This is a genomic window from Lentilactobacillus senioris DSM 24302 = JCM 17472, from assembly GCF_001436555.1.
Lineage (GTDB): Bacteria > Bacillota > Bacilli > Lactobacillales > Lactobacillaceae > Lentilactobacillus > Lentilactobacillus senioris.
The window spans coordinates 120,324-137,619 of the sequence record NZ_AYZR01000004.1 but is presented as its reverse complement, the minus strand read 5'-3'; the positions used below and the strand labels follow the sequence as shown (position 1 = coordinate 137,619).

The 17,296-nt window shown below is 39.9% G+C and carries 21 protein-coding genes; 12 read left to right on the top strand and 9 right to left on the bottom strand.

Features of this window, described 5'->3' with window-relative positions; genetic code table 11:
• Window positions 1-35 precede the first annotated feature (35 nt).
• Window positions 36-698 (bottom strand): YoaK family protein, encoded by a 663-nt coding sequence (locus tag FC56_RS00980; protein ID WP_056977417.1) that lies wholly within the window; start codon window positions 696-698, stop codon window positions 36-38.
• Window positions 699-1,074: 376 nt separating this feature from the next.
• Here FC56_RS00980 and FC56_RS00975 point away from each other — a divergent pair, with 376 nt between their 5' ends.
• The 4 genes from FC56_RS00975 to FC56_RS00960 all read left to right on the top strand — a co-directional run bounded on the left by FC56_RS00975 (window position 1,075) and on the right by FC56_RS00960 (window position 3,428).
• On the top strand, window positions 1,075-1,620 hold the full coding sequence (locus tag FC56_RS00975; RefSeq protein WP_056977415.1) for a GNAT family N-acetyltransferase: 546 nt from the start codon (window positions 1,075-1,077) through the stop codon (window positions 1,618-1,620).
• 141 nt (window positions 1,621-1,761) lie between these two features.
• On the top strand, window positions 1,762-2,313 hold the full coding sequence (locus FC56_RS00970; RefSeq protein WP_056977413.1) for a hypothetical protein: 552 nt from the start codon (window positions 1,762-1,764) through the stop codon (window positions 2,311-2,313).
• A gap of 131 nt (window positions 2,314-2,444) precedes the next feature.
• Window positions 2,445-3,053 (top strand): cadmium resistance transporter, encoded by a 609-nt coding sequence (locus FC56_RS00965; RefSeq protein ID WP_056977411.1) that lies wholly within the window; start codon window positions 2,445-2,447, stop codon window positions 3,051-3,053.
• 12 nt (window positions 3,054-3,065) lie between these two features.
• The gene (locus FC56_RS00960; RefSeq protein WP_054670269.1) at window positions 3,066-3,428 is read left to right on the top strand and encodes an ArsR/SmtB family transcription factor; all 363 of its coding nucleotides are present in this window, start codon (window positions 3,066-3,068) and stop codon (window positions 3,426-3,428) included.
• A 53-nt stretch (window positions 3,429-3,481) separates the two neighbouring features.
• Here the strand turns inward: FC56_RS00960 and rpmF are convergent, their stop codons facing one another.
• Window positions 3,482-3,649, bottom strand: coding sequence for a 50S ribosomal protein L32 (gene rpmF / locus FC56_RS07975; protein WP_082620533.1), 168 nt, complete (start codon window positions 3,647-3,649; stop codon window positions 3,482-3,484).
• A 24-nt stretch (window positions 3,650-3,673) separates the two neighbouring features.
• Window positions 3,674-3,784 (bottom strand): putative metal homeostasis protein, encoded by a 111-nt coding sequence (locus FC56_RS08170; RefSeq protein ID WP_162256149.1) that lies wholly within the window; start codon window positions 3,782-3,784, stop codon window positions 3,674-3,676.
• Between the two features lie 187 nt (window positions 3,785-3,971).
• Between FC56_RS08170 and FC56_RS00955 the strand changes: the two genes are divergently transcribed.
• Complete coding sequence (locus FC56_RS00955; protein WP_056977409.1) at window positions 3,972-5,228, top strand: chloride channel protein; 1,257 nt, start codon at window positions 3,972-3,974, stop codon at window positions 5,226-5,228.
• A gap of 161 nt (window positions 5,229-5,389) precedes the next feature.
• Here the strand turns inward: FC56_RS00955 and FC56_RS00950 are convergent, their stop codons facing one another.
• Window positions 5,390-5,953 carry a hypothetical protein gene (locus FC56_RS00950; protein WP_147649649.1) on the bottom strand — a complete coding sequence of 188 codons (564 nt, stop codon included), beginning with the start codon at window positions 5,951-5,953 and terminating at the stop codon, window positions 5,390-5,392.
• Between the two features lie 85 nt (window positions 5,954-6,038).
• Here FC56_RS00950 and FC56_RS00945 point away from each other — a divergent pair, with 85 nt between their 5' ends.
• Entirely contained in the window at window positions 6,039-6,686 is a 648-nt protein-coding gene (locus FC56_RS00945) for a Crp/Fnr family transcriptional regulator (RefSeq protein ID WP_056977404.1), read from the top strand.
• Between the two features lie 23 nt (window positions 6,687-6,709).
• Here FC56_RS00945 and yaaA read toward each other — a convergent pair whose 3' ends face one another.
• Together yaaA and FC56_RS00935 are read right to left on the bottom strand one after the other, a co-directional pair.
• Window positions 6,710-7,453, bottom strand: a complete 744-nt coding sequence (gene yaaA, locus FC56_RS00940; protein WP_056977402.1) for a peroxide stress protein YaaA — start codon at window positions 7,451-7,453, stop codon at window positions 6,710-6,712.
• Between the two features lie 53 nt (window positions 7,454-7,506).
• Complete coding sequence (locus tag FC56_RS00935; protein ID WP_054670279.1) at window positions 7,507-8,265, bottom strand: MerR family transcriptional regulator; 759 nt, start codon at window positions 8,263-8,265, stop codon at window positions 7,507-7,509.
• A gap of 340 nt (window positions 8,266-8,605) precedes the next feature.
• Here FC56_RS00935 and FC56_RS00930 point away from each other — a divergent pair, with 340 nt between their 5' ends.
• The 3 genes from FC56_RS00930 to FC56_RS00920 are packed head-to-tail and all read left to right on the top strand — an operon-like array spanning window position 8,606 to window position 11,559.
• Window positions 8,606-9,805 carry a quaternary amine ABC transporter ATP-binding protein gene (locus tag FC56_RS00930; protein WP_056977400.1) on the top strand — a complete coding sequence of 400 codons (1,200 nt, stop codon included), beginning with the start codon at window positions 8,606-8,608 and terminating at the stop codon, window positions 9,803-9,805.
• On the top strand, window positions 9,798-10,643 hold the full coding sequence (locus tag FC56_RS00925) for an ABC transporter permease (RefSeq protein WP_056977398.1): 846 nt from the start codon (window positions 9,798-9,800) through the stop codon (window positions 10,641-10,643). The genes FC56_RS00930 and FC56_RS00925 overlap by 8 nt, the downstream gene beginning before the upstream one ends.
• Window positions 10,644-10,653: 10 nt before the next feature.
• Complete coding sequence (locus FC56_RS00920; RefSeq protein ID WP_056977395.1) at window positions 10,654-11,559, top strand: glycine betaine ABC transporter substrate-binding protein; 906 nt, start codon at window positions 10,654-10,656, stop codon at window positions 11,557-11,559.
• Window positions 11,560-11,611: 52 nt separating this feature from the next.
• Here FC56_RS00920 and FC56_RS00915 read toward each other — a convergent pair whose 3' ends face one another.
• From FC56_RS00915 to FC56_RS00905, 3 genes are all read right to left on the bottom strand, one after another.
• Window positions 11,612-12,328 carry a sulfite exporter TauE/SafE family protein gene (locus tag FC56_RS00915; protein ID WP_054670285.1) on the bottom strand — a complete coding sequence of 239 codons (717 nt, stop codon included), beginning with the start codon at window positions 12,326-12,328 and terminating at the stop codon, window positions 11,612-11,614.
• Between the two features lie 118 nt (window positions 12,329-12,446).
• Window positions 12,447-12,821: a glutathione peroxidase gene (locus FC56_RS00910; RefSeq protein WP_056977393.1), complete on the bottom strand. Its 375-nt coding sequence runs from the start codon at window positions 12,819-12,821 to the stop codon at window positions 12,447-12,449.
• Between the two features lie 321 nt (window positions 12,822-13,142).
• Entirely contained in the window at window positions 13,143-14,384 is a 1,242-nt protein-coding gene (locus FC56_RS00905) for a hypothetical protein (protein ID WP_056977391.1), read from the bottom strand.
• Between the two features lie 584 nt (window positions 14,385-14,968).
• Here FC56_RS00905 and FC56_RS00900 point away from each other — a divergent pair.
• The 3 genes from FC56_RS00900 (at window position 14,969) to FC56_RS00890 (ending at window position 17,247) form a co-directional block, all read left to right on the top strand.
• On the top strand, window positions 14,969-15,787 hold the full coding sequence (locus FC56_RS00900) for a Cof-type HAD-IIB family hydrolase (protein WP_056977389.1): 819 nt from the start codon (window positions 14,969-14,971) through the stop codon (window positions 15,785-15,787).
• A 136-nt stretch (window positions 15,788-15,923) separates the two neighbouring features.
• Window positions 15,924-16,844 carry an EamA family transporter gene (locus tag FC56_RS00895; RefSeq protein WP_056977386.1) on the top strand — a complete coding sequence of 307 codons (921 nt, stop codon included), beginning with the start codon at window positions 15,924-15,926 and terminating at the stop codon, window positions 16,842-16,844.
• Complete coding sequence (locus FC56_RS00890) at window positions 16,837-17,247, top strand: winged helix-turn-helix transcriptional regulator (protein ID WP_054670300.1); 411 nt, start codon at window positions 16,837-16,839, stop codon at window positions 17,245-17,247. The genes FC56_RS00895 and FC56_RS00890 overlap by 8 nt, the downstream gene beginning before the upstream one ends.
• The last annotated feature ends 49 nt before the right edge of the window (window positions 17,248-17,296 follow it).

The window sequence follows — 17,296 nt, the reverse complement described above, 5'->3', positions numbered from 1 at the left end:
AAAAATCCCTAGCTTAGATGCTAGGACTTTTTTAATTAATCGGCATTAAAATAAATTAGTGACCAGGCAATTGCTAACAAGACTGCAGGAAATAAAATAGTCCAAGTTCCAGCAATTGGAATTAGGATTGCGACAATTGAGGCCCCTAAGGCAAAGGTAATCATAATTAACGCTGTGGTTTTGAACTTACTTTTAGCTGCGGCTTCATGGTAAACGATAGAGTCAAAGCTGGTTTCAGCAAGGGTTCTTAGATTTCCGGTCATCATTAATGGGGTGAACGGGCCGCCAGCTAGTTTGCGAAATTCTTGTAATTCCGCAGCGGCGGCTATTGAAAGAATAGAAGTAGCTAAGAGGTTAGGAAGGTATTTTCCCAAGAAAGCCACTATAATTAACAAACTGAATTCGTAGGCTAAAATCATTTGGCGTCGGCGTTTATCGTTGTCACGTAACTGGTGGCTTCGTTGCAGTAAGCGAATTAAAATGGTACCCACAAAGAAGGCTAATAACGATAAAGCATACCGCAAACTAATTGCGAATTGTCCGCGCCCTAAGTTAAGCCCTAATAAAATTAAGTTTCCGGTTTGCAAACCAGCAAACACTTCTCCGTGTAACATAAAAGTGTACGCGTCAATACTACCAGCTACCATCGTTAAGATTGCACCAAACGCAGGTCGTTCGGCAATATTACTCTTAGTCATTTTTAACACCCCCATGCTGTAATCATAATCACTTGAAATAAAAGAGCAATCATTTGACTTGTTAATAACTTCTTTTGAGTTGACGATTGAATGGTGACGTGTAAGAATGAGATATTAATAAAATCGTAATTAAAGGGGGTCGTGATTTTAAGTAACAGTTTTAGCTTTGTCTAGAATGTAGCGTAAGGTACATGTTTTTGGTGTGGTTTGCGGTAGTTACTTAAAATCCGACCGTTTTATTGATAGTGAATTTAAAATTTAGCTATCCTTAACAACTGACGTCGGAAACGGCGGCTTTTTTTGTATCTCAACTGCTAGCCTAACCGTGCTAATTCTAGAATAAATTGGTTTTTAAATGTAGATTAGGAGTAGTGAAATGACAGAAATACAAACAAATAGACTTTTTTTACGTAACTTTACGTTAGCAGATGCCCCTAGTGTTTATCAATACGCTAAAAATCCGAAGGTGGGGCCCATCGCTGGTTGGCCACCACATCAAAGTGTGGCTGATTCTCGCCATTACATTGAGGAATATTTTATGAGTCCTCATATCTTTGCGATTACCTTAAAAACTAATCCGGAAAATGTGATTGGTTTGGTAGGTTTAGAGTTAGTGGCGGATGGTAACGGCAAAGATTTTATGCAAATGGGGGAAGCAGAGATTAGCTATTGGCTAGGAGAACCGTTTTGGGGACAGGGAATAATGCCTGAGGCAATTCAAGCGGTAGTGACTTATGGTTTTGAAGACTGCGACCTGCAAGCAATTTGGTGTGGTTATAAGGATGGTAATCTACAATCCAAACGAGCTCAAGAAAAGCAGGGATTCAAGTACGATCATACGGTACAGCGAATGTTTAATCCGGTGCTAAACGAATACATCGTGGAACACTTTACTAAACTAACTAAGGCTGATTGGGAATAAGGTTAAGACGACTTCTTCGGAGGTCGTTTTTTAATCTGTAAATTTAGTGAGCAATAGGAATTCCCTAATGAAGATTTAAGAGTATAATGAAGACGATATTAGTTAATTAATTATAAATACATATTAAAAGGGGAATCTGATATGACAAGATATGAAGCGATTATCACACCACTTAATGAAGCTAAAACTGGATTGGTACCTCACGGAAAAGCCAGCTTTGAATTAAATGAGCAACGCTTAAAAATTACGGTTGAAATGACCGGGGTACCCGCAAAAGTGCTACACCACCAAGATATCCATGGATTAGTAAATAATCGATTAGCAGAACCGGCAGCTATGACCCAAGATGCTAATCAAGATGGGGTTATAGATTATGTTGAAATTGAGCATATCTCTGGGCAACCACTGATTCCACTTAATGAAGCTCCCCAACGATTGGATTTTACGGCAGATAGTTATCCGGTTGCTAACGAAAAGGGCGACTACGACTATTACAAAGAAGTGGGAATCGACGAATTGGTCCGCAACTTTAAGGATGCTTATAATAATGCTAAGTTAGATCTGGCTAAGCGGGTGATTTACGTTTACGGAGTGGCTAAAGATATTGAGCTTCCTAAAACTGTGCAAGGTGATAAACCGCATGTGATGTTGCCAATAGCGTGTGGCCAGATTATGGAAATAGATGAGGGATAAATGAAGAAGACTTGCTCGATACAGAGCGGGTCTTTTTTGGTACATAAATAAAATAGATTGGAGTTAATTATATGTATGTGTTAATATGAAATAAATATCATATGACCATTATTTCATATAAGGAGAAATTTATGTTAGAAGCTTTGGGAACCGCCCTATTATCGTACATTGGAACTACTTCGGATTATTTTGTGATCTTATTATTGATGTTTGGGATGTATCGGGGGAAGTTAGCTCGCCCAGTAGTGATCGGAGCGTATTTGGGGAATGGATTATTGTTGGCGGTTGCGATTATCGTGGCCTACGTTTTAAAATTAATTCCAGCAGAATGGCTACTAGGCTTGCTAGGTTTAATTCCAATTTACATGGGAATTCGGACTTTTTTTGCTGATGATGATGAAGTGGATGAAGCCAAAGAGACCCTAGCTAAGGCCAGTTCAACTAAAATTATTTCTAACGTGGTGCTGATCACAGTAACTACGTGTGGCGCAGACAATTTAGCAATGTATATCCCGTTCTTTGCTAACACGCCATTTGCTTATCTACCAGCTATATTAGGACTTTTTCTGGTGATTTTAACGGTGATTATTTTTGCAGCATACCGCTTAACATTGGTCCCGGCAGTTCATCAATTTTTTGCGAAATTTGGGGAAACGACCACTGCGATAATTTATATTGCGTTAGGCTTGTATGTTTTGTGGGATGCAGGTACGATTACTCATATCCTGGCACTTATTTAACGGAGGTTAGCAGTGGAATCGATTAACTTAATTCACCCAGCCAAGCTAGACGAGGCGGTCAAAATTGCGCGCCTACTGGGAAATAAAACTCGAATTCAAATTTTATATTTATTAGAGCAAAAGCAGTTTAACGTAAGCGAACTGCAAGAAATTTTACAAATTGAACAGTCTTCGCTGTCCCATCAACTAAAGGAATTACGAGATTATCAATTGATTAGTCAACAAAGAGTGGGCAAGTCAATTTATTATCAACTGACTGATCCGCACGTCATTACCACAATGAATTCCATCCTTGCACATACTGATCACGTTTTGACTGGTAAAGCCCACGATGGTGAACCAGTGAATGGAACGATTGAGATCAATGGAGATTAATTCTACAAAAAAAGATGTAAATTATCAGTTCAACACTGGTAGTTTACATCTTTTTAGTTAATCACCTTTTTGCCATTATAGTAACCATCTGCTGAGACATGATGACTCAAATGGTATTTGCCAGTTTGAGGATCACGGGACAAGTTAGGTTGCTTTAATTTTTGATTGGCACGGCGATTGTTCTTTTTATTTTTGGATGTTCTTCTTGCGGGGACTGCGATGATGTTACCTCCTATAGCGACAAGCTATTTTTGATTGCGTTTGGCGTCTTGAATAATTTTTTTGGCGCGGTTGCGGGTTTTGATGTTAGGACTTTTGAGTTTACGGTAAGCAGTTGCTAAATCAGTTTTTTCCATAGTAGTACTCCTTAGAATTAAAGTTTATTAACTAAATAGTAACTATTACCATTTAGCGTAATGATACTTTATCACGGGAGAAAAACAAAGTCAACGAAAGATACTTAGCTGAGAAAAATCTATGTTATAGTAATTTGACGGCTCAAATTACAGAGATAAGTGATATTTTAAAAGGGGATTATTAGTTATGCAAAATCAGCGAGATAATTTAGCGCTGGTAGTTTCAACAGTGGTGATTGGAATCCTGGTGGGAATTGGGACCATCATTTTAGGACTATTTCAAGAAACCATCGAATGGCTTTTCTTAAACTTGGATGAAACGGCGGCACATCCAGCGGCTACCAATGTTGCCCCGGTTCACAGACTGTTATCATTAGTGATTGCTGGATTAATTGCTGCGTTGCTGTGGTGGTTTATCAGCAAAAAATTAAAGCCGGTAGTCAGTATTGAAAACGGAATTAAGGGACAGACATTTCCGGTTAGCTCCACCTTAGTAGATATAGTTACTCAAATCTTTTACGTGGGTGCTGGTGGCCCAGTTGGTCGAGAAGTTGCTCCTCGTCAATTGGGATCTCTGATCGCCCAAAATTGGATGAAGTTATTACATAAAATACGACAGGTTCAGCTAAACGAGTCCGATCGGCAACTTTTAATTGCGGCGGCAGCCGGGGCTGGTTTTGCGGGAGTATATATTGCGCCAATTACCGGGATGCTGTTTAGCGTGGAAATTTTGATGAAACGGGCTAATAAACGCATCGTTGTAGTTAGCTTATCCATGTCATTAATTGCGATGTTGATTGGCTCTTGGCTGCACGATTTCAAACCATATTACTTAGTGGGCCGGCTCAATTTTGCGCCGCAATCAATTTGGTTGGTAGCCATTATTGCTCCAGTATGTGGAATTGCAGGCGCCTTCTTTCGAAAGGGGTTCAAGTGGGCCGGTAAGCATAAAGCCAAAGGTAACCCGATCTTGTGGCAACTACCGTTAATTAGTTTGGTTACCGGAATCATCGCTATGGGCTTCCCCCAAATTATGGGTAATGGCCGGGCGTTAGCACAACTAGCGATTCAAAGTCAGACCAGCTCACTTATTAAATTAATCTTGTTGGGAGCAGTTGCGAAAGCCTTTGTGTCGATCTTCACCTTAAAAGCTGGGGCAACTGGCGGAACCTTAACGCCCTCCATCTCGATTGGAGCTAGTATTGGAGCTACAATTGGGTTTATTCTTAGTTTGTTTATCCCGGGAATTTCCATCTGGCAGGCTGCTATTCTGGGCGCCAGCGCCTTGTTAGCAACTTCTCAGCAGGCGCCATTAATGGCGATGTTCATGTTGTTTGAAATCTGTCATCTAAACTATTCTGCACTATTACCATTAGGATTAGCGGTTTGTGTGGCGGTAGCAACGGGGAATTTAATCTTAACTAAAAAATCAGGAGCTAATTAAGCTCCTGATTTTTTATTGGGAATGATTAAATGCGTGAGACAATTCAAAATCATCCCGGCAAACATTAAGTACATGGCAGTCTCCATGTGCATTTGTAACATGCTGACGAGGCCAATAGCGTAAATAATTAATTCTATGACGGTGATTATTTTCATAACGAATTAGTCACTCACTTTTTCAATCTTACCAACGGCGATGGGAAGGGTGACGTGGGCATCAAAGTGGCCCACCATACCAGCAACCGTATCCGGTAAATTCAAATTGGCTGGTACGCCGTGAATGTAAACAACGCGCTTATCTAGTTGTAGGTCAGCACTGCCAAAGGCTTGTTCAAAGTTGGTGGTTAAGGTTTTTAGGGGCACCTGTTTGGTGTAAGCAAAGTAACCCTGATCATCAGCAACTGGGTAACGGTCATGAGGAATATCCATGTTTTCCGGGGCGTCATCAAACGGCACCATGGTAGTTCCCGATGTTGATTCAGTTTCCATTAAATCGACAAAGCCATCTTGATTAACGTCGTTGGCTTCAGTAGCAATTGCTGCCGGCCGGCCATCAGGAAAGCCGTGGAAATGTTCCCAATGTTCGGTGTTGGCGGGAGTATCAAACATTTCAATTTGAATGGTTAATTGGTCAGCGGTAACCTCAAAAGTGGCGGTACCGTGGGCATTAGAACCGATTTTAGCTGCATTTAACGGAACGATTTCTGCTTTATATTTAGTCATTATTAACTTACCTCCTCAAAATTTACTTTAGTGTATAATTATTTCAGGTAAATTAAATTGATAAATGTCAATTTTGAGGAGAGTTATTATGGTAAACCATTCACCTTTTCACTGCGTGCAAACCGCTCCTATTTTTGTGGGGTTGGATAACGCCACGTTAGAAAAATTAACAGCTATTTCAACTCATCAGCAGCGGTATGCTGCTGGTACCACAATTTATGAAGCTGGCTCTGATGTTGATCGGCTATTAGTAGTTGATCGGGGCCGGGTAAAAGTATACCGACTGGATGAAAACGGGCAGGAACAGATTCTGTATTTTTTGGAAGAACACGCGGTAGATAGTGAAGCAGCACTGTTTACGGATTCTATTCACCACAATTTTGCTGAAACCGTTGAGGATTCCTTAATTTGCTCCATTCGAAAAAATGATTTTCAGCAGTTGGTGCAAACAACCCCGACGTTAGCCGTTAGTTTGATTAATAATTTTGGCAACCGGTTGACGGACTTAGAAAATCGTAGCGCCCGCTATGGCACCCTAACTGCCCATGATCGGTTGAAAAAGTACCTAGAAGACACCAGTGAACAAATTGGTAGTCGCTATTTTAAATTACCCCTTAGTAAACGGGATTTAGCTAATTGGCTGAGTGTGACGCCGGAAACGTTAAGCCGCCAGTTTACTAAGTTGATTCAAGAAGAAATAATTGAGATGCAGGGGAGAATGATTAAGTTGAAATAAGTCACGGTCATTAAGATCGGGGCTTATTTCTGCAGAAAAACTAACTTAGTGGAGGTTGACAGTTGTGGCTGAAATTGATAATTGAGGTGATCGAATTGTTGCACCTTGGTTAAAGTTTGGACGTTGTTTTCAGCCAGGTAACGAACCATTTCTCCGCGGGCCATCTTAGCTAAAGTAGCTTTGGTTTTGACCTTCCCAGCAACTAATTGGCCAAAAACGATATCGATAAATGGTTGGGTGGCTGGTAAATACGGCCGAATGGTTTTAGCGTATTCCTGAGAAGCCAGATTAATAATGGGTTCGCGATTGGTTTGCAAAGTGGTTGCTAGTTTGGTTCCCCAAAATTGGTATAAATTTTGAGCGTTGCCAACTGTTAAAGGAGCCTGCATCTCTAAGCGATAGGGGACAATGCCATCAAATGGCCGAAGGATACCGTAAAAGCCAGAAAGAATCCTAAGATTTTGTTTTACGTAAGCCAAAGCATTCACAGTAAATAAATCGGGAGCCATGTACTGATACTGAATGCCGGTAAACGCAATAATAGCTGGTGTTGCCGCTGCGTTTAAATCTAGATGTTGTAACTGGTCATAATTAGTTTGGGCTAATTTTTCGCTGCAATGCCAGAGGGTGTGCAGTTCTTCAAATGTTAGTTGGCGCATCCGAGCTAGAATCTGCTGCGTTTCTGATAAATAGTCCGGGACGGTTTCTGCTAGAAAACTATCCGTATCTACTTGCATTTTTTTAGCGGGAGAAATGATGATTTTCATGATTAATCTGAGCCTCTTTTGCCATAGTTGTGCTAATAGTTTACCACGAATGATTATTGGGTTGCGGCATAGATACTATCCCGTAAAATTTGGGTAGCTCCCTTGCCAGCGCGTTCATCGTAGTAGCTGGTGAAGCGTTCATCGGCTAGGTACATATCGGCTAGACCGCGATGAGCAGCAGTAGAGTAGTTAGGCCAGGTATAGGTCAACCATTGTTTGTGTAGTTGGTAAATAGTAGCTTGGTTTGCGATAATGGTTTCCGAATTGGCCAAGGTGGTTTTCAATAATTCAATTAATTGCTGTTCTGTCTGTTGCATGACGGTAAATTGCTCAACACTTAATTGAGCGTATTTTTGGTTGGCCGCACGGATTTCTGGTTCAGAATACTTATTGCGTACCTCTGCTCCAAATTGCTTTTCGTTTGTGGCTAGTTGCTGTTGCTTAAAAATTTCAAATTGTTCTTGATCTGTCATTTGACTTACTCCTTGATTAATTAAAATTTGTTGTTGGACGGCTTCGATAGTTAACTGCAGTTGTTGAGCTTGGTGTTGTAAGTGAAGTAACTGTTGATTGAGATCGGCAGTCAACTGGTCTGGCTTTTTCGTTAAAATTGTCGCGATATCCGCCAATGAAAAATCTAAAGCGCGGTAGGTCATGATTTGGCGTAACCGCTGCACCTGCTGGGGGCCGTAAAGTCTGTAACCGGCTTCGCTAATAGTAGCTGGTTTAAGTAAATTAATTTGATCGTAATAGCGCAACGTCCGCGTACTGATCCCTACCAAATCGGCTAATTGTTTAATGGTATACTGCATGTTTGCACCTCCTAATTAAGAATATAAGGGTTGCCGTGGCGTCAAGGTCAAGAACTGGATTTTGTGAACTAACTATAAAAGGATTAATTGCAAATGTAAATTGAAGAGAAACGTTGAGGTTACCAATTATTACTTAGACTTTAAGGAAAAAATAATTTGAATTTTGGGGGATTGGTTGTGAAAAAGTTTACTTTTATAAATAAACAGGCTAATTTTACAGACTATTTTATTTATGTTAGGGTAGTATATACGTTTTAAAAAAAGAACTTATCTAATTGGATGAGTTCTTTTTTGTATATTGGTCTCAAGGGCCAAAGTTATAACTTAAGGAGGTTGTTGCTTGACTACTAAAGTAGAGGTTAAGAACTTAACTAAAATTTTTGGAAAACGGGTCAATAAGGCCAAGAAACTCCTCGCGGATGGAGCTAGCAAAGCAGATATTTTGAAGGAAACTGGAGCTACGATCGGAGTCGATCGAGCCAATTTTACGGTGGAAGACGGAGAAATATTTGTGATTATGGGCCTTTCTGGTAGTGGTAAATCCACTACGATTAGAATGCTCAATCGGCTAATTGATCCTACTAGCGGCCAAGTCATTTTAGATGGCAAGGACGTAATGGACATGAATAAAGATGAATTAAGAGAAATGCGCCGCCATAAAATGAGTATGGTGTTTCAAAATTTTGCGCTGTTACCGAACCGAACGGTCTTAGAAAATGCCGAATATGGTTTGGAGATACAAGGAGTAGATAAAGCTACTAGGCAACAAAAGGCTAGTGAAGCTCTCGAAATGGTGGGCTTAACCGGCTACAACGATCAATATCCCACTCAACTTTCTGGGGGAATGCAGCAGCGAGTAGGGCTGGCTAGAGCATTGGCTAACGATCCGGAAATTTTATTGATGGATGAAGCCTTTTCTGCTTTGGACCCCCTTAACCGCAAAGAAATGCAAAACGAACTGTTAGATTTACAAGAAAATATGCAAAAAACCATTATCTTTATTTCCCATGACCTTAACGAGGCTTTGAGAATTGGAGATCATATTATGATTATGCGCGATGGTGAAATTGTCCAAATCGGCTCGCCTGAAGACATCTTGACCCATCCAGCCAATGACTATGTGGAACGGTTTATTGAAGACGTCGATCGTAGTAAGGTGCTAACCGCAAGTAAGGTTATGATTAGACCAGTAACGGTCAATATCGAAAAGGATGGTCCCCGATTGGCTTTACGCCGAATGAGAGAAAACGAAATTTCCAGTCTCTATGTGATTGATAATAAGCATCAAATGGTGGGCTTGATCGATTCGGCGGATGTTATTCAATTGATTAAGGATAATAATCGTTCTTTAAGCGGAATTTTGAAGCACGACGTTCCCACGGTAGAACTAGATACGCCATTAAAAGAAATGATGGACGAGGCTTCACATTCTCCGGTTCCTATTGCGGTCTTAGATGACAAGCAACGGTTGCGGGGAATTATTATTCGGGGTGCCATCTTAGACGCATTAAACGGTAATGGAGGTGTAGAACATGTTTAATTTACCTAAGTTACCACTGGCCCAATGGGTGAACGAATTTGTTAACTGGCTAACCCAATTTGAAGGGTTCTTTCAAGGGATTACCAACTTTTTAAACGCAATTATCAACTCGTTTCAGTGGGTATTTGACTTGCTACCAGAATGGTTATTTGTGGTAGTGATTGTGGCAATTACTTTGTATGCTAACCGTAAGAAACAAAAGTGGAGTTTAATAATTTTAGAAGTGCTAGGTTTCTGGTACATCGCTAATCAGGGTTATTGGCGGGACATGACTCAAACCCTTACGCTGGTCCTAACCTCTAGTCTGATTGCAATTGTAATTGGGATTCCACTAGGGATTTGGATGGCTAAAAGTAACAAGGTGAAAACTATTGTGAATCCGATTTTGGACTTCATGCAAACGATGCCGGCCTTTGTTTATCTAATTCCTGCCGTAGCATTTTTTGGAATTGGGATGGCTCCTGGGGTAGTGGCTTCGGTTATTTTTGCGATGCCGCCTACAGTACGAATGACTAACTTAGGAATCCGCCAAGTGCCGGGTGATTTGATTGAAGCGGCCGATTCGTTTGGCTCCACTAGTTGGCAAACCCTTACTCAGGTTCAACTACCAATTGCTAAATCCACCATTATGGCCGGAGTAAATCAAAGTATGATGTTATCACTTTCAATGGTCGTAATTGCTTCAATGATTGGGGCAATGGGCTTAGGAACCAAAGTTTACTTTGCTGTGGGTCGTAATGACGCCGGAAGCGGGTTCACCGCTGGTTTCGCAATTGTAATCTTAGCAATTATTTTGGATCGGGTAACTCAAGCCTTCAACAAATCTCAGAATAAATAGGAGGGTGAATGTGAAAAAGAAATTAACCTTTTTATTACCAGTGATTCTAACGTTGGTCGTTTTGTTAAGTGGCTGTAGCACCAAAGTTCCTAAATACAATGCTAAGCAAAAATTGGGTCCGCAAATTAATTACACCATCACGGGAATTGACGCAGGGGCTGGAATTATGGCCTCAACCCAAACGGCATTAAGTAAATACGGTTTAACCCAAAATAATTGGCAACTGCAAACTAGTTCAACAGCCGCAATGACCAGTACCCTAGACAAAGCCATTAAGCATAAACAGCCAATTGTGATTACTGGTTGGCAGCCTCACTGGATGTTTACCAAGTACCCAATCAAATTTTTAAAAGATCCTAAACAGGTTTACGGTAAAACTGAAAGTATCCACACCATTGTGCGTAAAGGATTGCAAAAAGAGCAACCCCAAGCCTATCAAATGTTGGATCGGTTTAACTGGACGCCAGCAGAAATGTCTCAAGTAATGATGCAAATCAATAACGGAAAAGATCCGCAAAAGGCGGCTCAAGAGTGGATTAAGGCTAATCCTAGCAAAGTCCGCACTTGGACTCAGGGAATTCGGAAAGTAGCTGGTAAGCCAACCATTAAATTAACTTACGTAGCTTGGGATTCAGAAATTGCTTCTACTAATGTAGTGGCAGAAGTCCTTCGTAGCTTAGGCTACAACGTCACTACTCAAGCAATGGAAATGCAACCAATGTGGGCATCAATTGCTACTAACGTTGCGGATGCTCAGGTAGCTGCATGGTTACCAACTACGTCAGCTAAGTATTATCATGATTACCAGGGAAAATTTGTTGATCTAGGTCCTAATTTAAAGGGGGCCCGGGTAGGGTTAGCAGTTCCTAAGTACATGACCAATATTAATTCGATTGAAGATTTGAAGAATAAATAAAAAGGGATGCACTCAAAGTTCTAATAACTTTGAAGCATTCCTTTTTGAGTGTTTAGAAAAATAAATAATAAATACCACTCAACCCGATGAACCCATAGATAAATGGTTTTATCGTTTCCAAGTTCCAGCGAGCAGATAGTCTAGTGGCTACCATTGTCCCAACGGTAGCTGCCAGCATACCAACAATGATATCTGGAATTTCTGCGGTACCTAAAATACCGTTAAAGACCCGAATGGCAGTGATATAGATGGCATCAATTAAGAAAAAGCCCTGGATATTACCTAAGTAATCCGGCATTGAGTCCGAAAGTGATAAGAAGTAAAGGGCCATTAACGGACCGCCGATTCCAAATAAACCGTTAAAGAAGCCAGAGATTACCATAAAAATTAACGCAATCCAAAGGGGATATTTTTGACTGCCGGCGGTTTTGGAAAAAGTAAAATAAATGCATAATGCTACTAATAGTCCGCCAAGCATCAACCGCAAGATATGCGTATCTAAAACGCTACTAAGGTGAACGGACCAAGTTGCTACAGCGGCGTACACAATAAATGGTGGTAGTACTCGTTTGAGCTTAAATTCATGCCGATAACGAATTGTTAGGGTTAAAACACTACTAAACATGATGACGCCACCGATACCGGCTGCTTGAGTCATTGGTAAAATGGATGGCAGAAAAATCATCATGATGATCACAGAACCAAATCCAGTAAGACCTTGGACTAGGGCACCTAAAAAGGCGGCCAAAATAAGGATGAGCCAAGTCATAAAAGTTGTTCTCCTTCATTAAAAAGTAAGCTACCTTAAGTTTGCGGATTGGTTAAGGGGATGTCAATGGTTACTGATAGATAAAAGCCAAGATTCTTGATAAATCTTGGCCTCCAAATTATTTTTTTAGTTCTGCTAATATATCTGGTAAAATCTCTCCTGGCTTGGTTCTAGGAGAATAACGTTTCACGACTTGACCATTGCGATCGATTAAAAATTTGGTGAAATTCCAACTAATGCGGCCAGAGTTAGTTTGTTCCTTTAAATAAGTAAATAAAGGATCGGCATCTGCCCCATTTACCCGGATTTTACGCGTCATTGGGAAGGTGACACCGTAATGGACAGCACAGTATTCTGCTGTTTCTTCATCAGTTTTTAGCTCCTGGTGAAATTGATTGGAAGGTAGTCCTAGAATAGCCAGACCTTGATAGTCCTTAAAGTTAATGGACTGACCACTCATTTCAGTTTCAGTAAAATCATAAAAAGTTTGCATCCGAACACCTCCTTACTGGCAGTTTAACACTAAAAAAATGAGGATAATAATATGAAGCATTTGAGTTGCATTTTGAATGATTTGAGATTAATATGAGGTCATCAAATGGAAAAGGGGGTGATACTTTTTGAATTACTATTCTAATCTTAAAGTGTCAGCCTTGCTCCTTAGTGGAGACAAGTTCTGATCACTTGTAAGAGAAAACCAGCCAAAGTTATCTTTGGCTGGTTTTTTTGTGGATAAAAAAAGGAAACATCGTAAGATGTTTCCTTTTTCCATTTTTATATTTCAGTAATGGTTATAACAATACTAATTTAAAAATTAGAATTCAATAGTAGCTAAACCACTAACGATGCTACGGATAACGTCGTTGTTCATAGGAACAGCGTAGTAACCGTCAGAGTTCTTAGTGTTGTCAGCAATGATAGTTTGAATTGGGGCCTTTACATACAAGTTTTGTGGTTCGATAGTGTATGAAAGACGAATGTTATCACCGTAGTGAACGTTTTGTGGAAGAGCATCAGTATCGATGTTGAACTTCATGAAGATACCAGTGTTGTCAAGGTGATCTAAGATACCACCTGGGATACGTGGCAACAAGGTTGGTGTGATCTTCATGTAAACAGTTGACAAGCCGTCTTTCTTAAGTGCGGCAAGAAGGTCGCTACGTGAAAGAATGTCTGACTTGTTACCCTTAACACTTGCATCACGGTTAAATGTATTAACAGCGTCAGTGAAGTTTACGTTTGAGTTGAACAACAAACGTAAGCCGCTGATGTTTGAAATAGTGCTAGTAGTCTTTTGGCCAGCTACATCGTAGTTTGAGTAGTTGAATACCATGCTAGCAGTAGTTTGGTTAACGCCTTCTGACTTGTAGTTCTTAAGACCAGTTGACTTGATCCAGCCGTTAACTTCTGGGTGAGCGCCATCAGTTACGTATAACCAACGATCTCCTTCACGAGTACGAGTTGCAGCTTTAGTAACTTTCAACTTGTCGTTCTTGTAATCAGTGGTGTCCATTACTTTACGGCCGATCTTGTATTGAGTGTAAGCAGGGGCAACGTATGTAACAGAGTTACCATCATTGGTAGTACCTGGTTTTGCAAATACGTAAGTGTTTGCCTTTTCAGTTGAAGTTGCAGCAGTTTCGTTTGAAGTAGTGTATTTAGCAACGCCACCACCAAAGTTGTTTACAGTTTTACCACCGTAAATCCAACCACGGTATTGCTTATCAAAGCTAACGATCTTGTAGTAAACTGAACCACGGCTGTTTACAGTGTAACCGTAAGCACGGAAGTTGTCTTTACTGTTATCGGAAGCAGCAAGCTTGCGAAGAGTAGTAGTTGATGCAACAACTTTACTGTTGTATTTAGGTGCAGATAAAAGATCGTTGCTACCAGTAAATGAAACGTTACGTTGGTTAGCGTTAACCCCAGTTAATTGATGGAAGCCGTTAGTAGTAGTAGCGGCACTTGCATTGTTAGCATTAGCAGCGCCAGCTAAGGTTACAAAACCAAGGGCAGCTAAACCAACAAATAATGAATTCTTCAATGTAGACTTCATAATGTACATTCCTCCTAAAATATATATAAACATGATCTTCAGAATACTAAAAAAATTCATAGTATCCTAAATCACATTAATTATCACATGAGTTTGTCGTTTTGACAAGTAAAAATGTTTTTTATTTGAATTTTTATTTAAAAAACGATAAACATAACTGACAACACAGCATTATATATTAAAACAGTCAGTCTGGCAACAGAAACGATAAGATATGTAGTCGTGAACTGCTGCAAAGCCACTATTATCAAGTATAACAAAATGCTGACAGACAACTCATCAAAATTTAGCTCTATGCTTTAAACGATTACATTATGGCATCTTAAAAAAAACTTTGCAATTAAATAGCTCATATTTTTAATTATTAATATATAAACGATGAAAAAAGTATGTCCTAAGTGGATTTTGATTCTATTTGACGGTATAACTATTGTGGAAGATAAAGTGGCTATATTCAAATCTTATTGTCACAATTAATTGTGATTAATTTATTTTATTTATTAAGTGGTATACTTTTAACCTAACATATAGTACAAAAATATTTCATTTATGAATTTTTTGGTAGTTAAAAATGGAGGATAAATATGTATAAACTGATAACTAGCGATTTGGATGAAACTCTATTACGAGCAGATGGTTCTATCTCGGCAGATAATGTGGCAGCCATTAAAGCAGCTACTAAAATGGGCGTTAAATTTGTTCCTAATACCGGGCGTAATTTTTTGACGGTTCAACCTTTATTAGAACAACTAGGATTAAAACAACGAGTTAATGAATATGTAATTTCATATAATGGTGGCGCGGTAGTAGAAAATGCTGGCAACCAAGTGATTATTAGTAATGCGTTAACTTATGACGAAGCGCGGAAAGTGTTTGCGACTTTTTTGGAGTTTCCGAATACTAGCGTCCATGTTTACACTATTGATCAGCTCTACATTTACCGGTTAAGAGATGATGACCGCCGTTATATGCAAACGCGTGGGGTGACGTTTACCGAAATGACCACCTCGAATTTTGAACAGTTCAGCGATCAACCCATTATGAAAGTAATTGCGATGAATCCAGCTGAAGAGGTGCGTCACCAGATGTATGCTGCAATTGAGCGTAATTTACAAGGAACGGTTAATATTACTTATTCTTCTGGTATCTACGTGGAAGTTAACCATGGTGGAGTTGATAAAGGCAAGGCAGTATTGGATTTAGCTAGTCGGTTGGGAATTAAAGCGGACGAAATTATGGCGTTAGGGGATAATTCCAATGACTTGGCCATGCTTAAGGCTGCGGGCTTAGCGGTATCAGTGGCTAACGGAATTCCCGAAGTAAAGGCAGTGGCCGATTACGTAACCACGGCTGATTATGAAAATGGGGTAGCCGAAGCTATCCATAAATTTGTCTTAGACTAAAAGAAACCCTCAGTTGAGGGTTTCTTTTAGTCTGGAGGTTTAATCTATACCAAATTTTTGTTAGACTGAAAATTGATGTTTCATTTCGGCTTTTAGCTGTTTATACCAATTTTAAAAGCCGTGTTAGGAGGGTTCAATGAAGTCTAATAAATTTGAGGGAATTTCCCTAGCCGTGGGGGGTTCTATCTTATGGGGAATTTCTGGTACGGTAGCCCAGTACTTATTTAACAACTTTGTAATTACCCCAGTATGGATCGTGGGGGTCCGGCTATTATTTGCCGGATTGCTGTTGGTGACAATTAGTACTCTGCAAAATGGCAAAGCTGCTTGGCAGATTTGGCGAAATAAAGCCGATCGCCGCCAGTTAATTGCTTTTGCCGTTTTTGGTATGTTGGCATCCCAACTATCGTATTTTATGGCTATTCAAGCCGGTAATGCGGCCACTGCTACTATTTTGCAATTTACTGGGCCACTGTATATTATTATTTATCTGGCTATTAGCCAGCACCAATTACCACGCAGAATTGATGCTATTTCCATATTAGTAGCGCTTACGGGAACTTTCTTGTTAGTTACTAAGGGGCATTTAAATTCCCTCTCGTTAGCACCTCTAGCAGTAATCTGGGGATTATTATCTGGAGTTAGCCAAGCTAGTTACACCTTAATTCCCCGATCGTTACTGCAAAAATACGACGCTAAATTAGTAGTGGGGTGGGGAATGTTAGTTGGTAGCATTCCCTTTTTACCAATCGTTGCCACCCAGGTGCCCCATTCATTTGCGGGGCCAGAGTTGGTAGCAATTGGGTATATTATTATTTTTGGAACCATTTTTTCATATCTATTCTACCTTCAAAGTTTGAACTACATTGCACCAGCAACTACGGGAATGCTTAGTTCACTAGAACCCCTAACGGCAACCACTCTAGCAATTTTATTACTAGGAGTAAAAATGAGTGGTATTGAATTAATTGGGTCTATATTAATTTTGGCGACGGTCTTTTTACAGGCGTTGCCAGTCAAGAGTGCAAATAAGGAGAAAACAATATCCAATGGCTAAAGAAGTTTTAAGTGAAATTGAAGTTACCTTAAACGTAATCGGTGGTAAATGGAAACCTTTGATTTTACACCTGTTGCAAACGCAAGGAACTAAGCGCTACAGTGAAATTTTGCGGTATCTAGAAACTGCTCCGAAAAAAACGGTCACGGCGCAATTACGAGAATTAGAAGATGATCAAATTATTAAGCGAGAAGTGATTCCAACTGCACCGGTACAGGTAAATTACAGCGTAACTGAACTAGGGAAAAGTTTATTTCCGTTATTAGATGTGATGTGTTCTTGGGGTTACGTTAATATGAATGATCAATACCAATTGAAACATCCGACCTGTGAGCCCGATGAAGCTACTATGTTAGATAAGCAAGATAAATTAAATCGGTTAGGACAATTATTTACTGGATAAGGGCACTTCAAAGTATACTGGGTATAAAAATGTCCCTTCTTGTATTTCC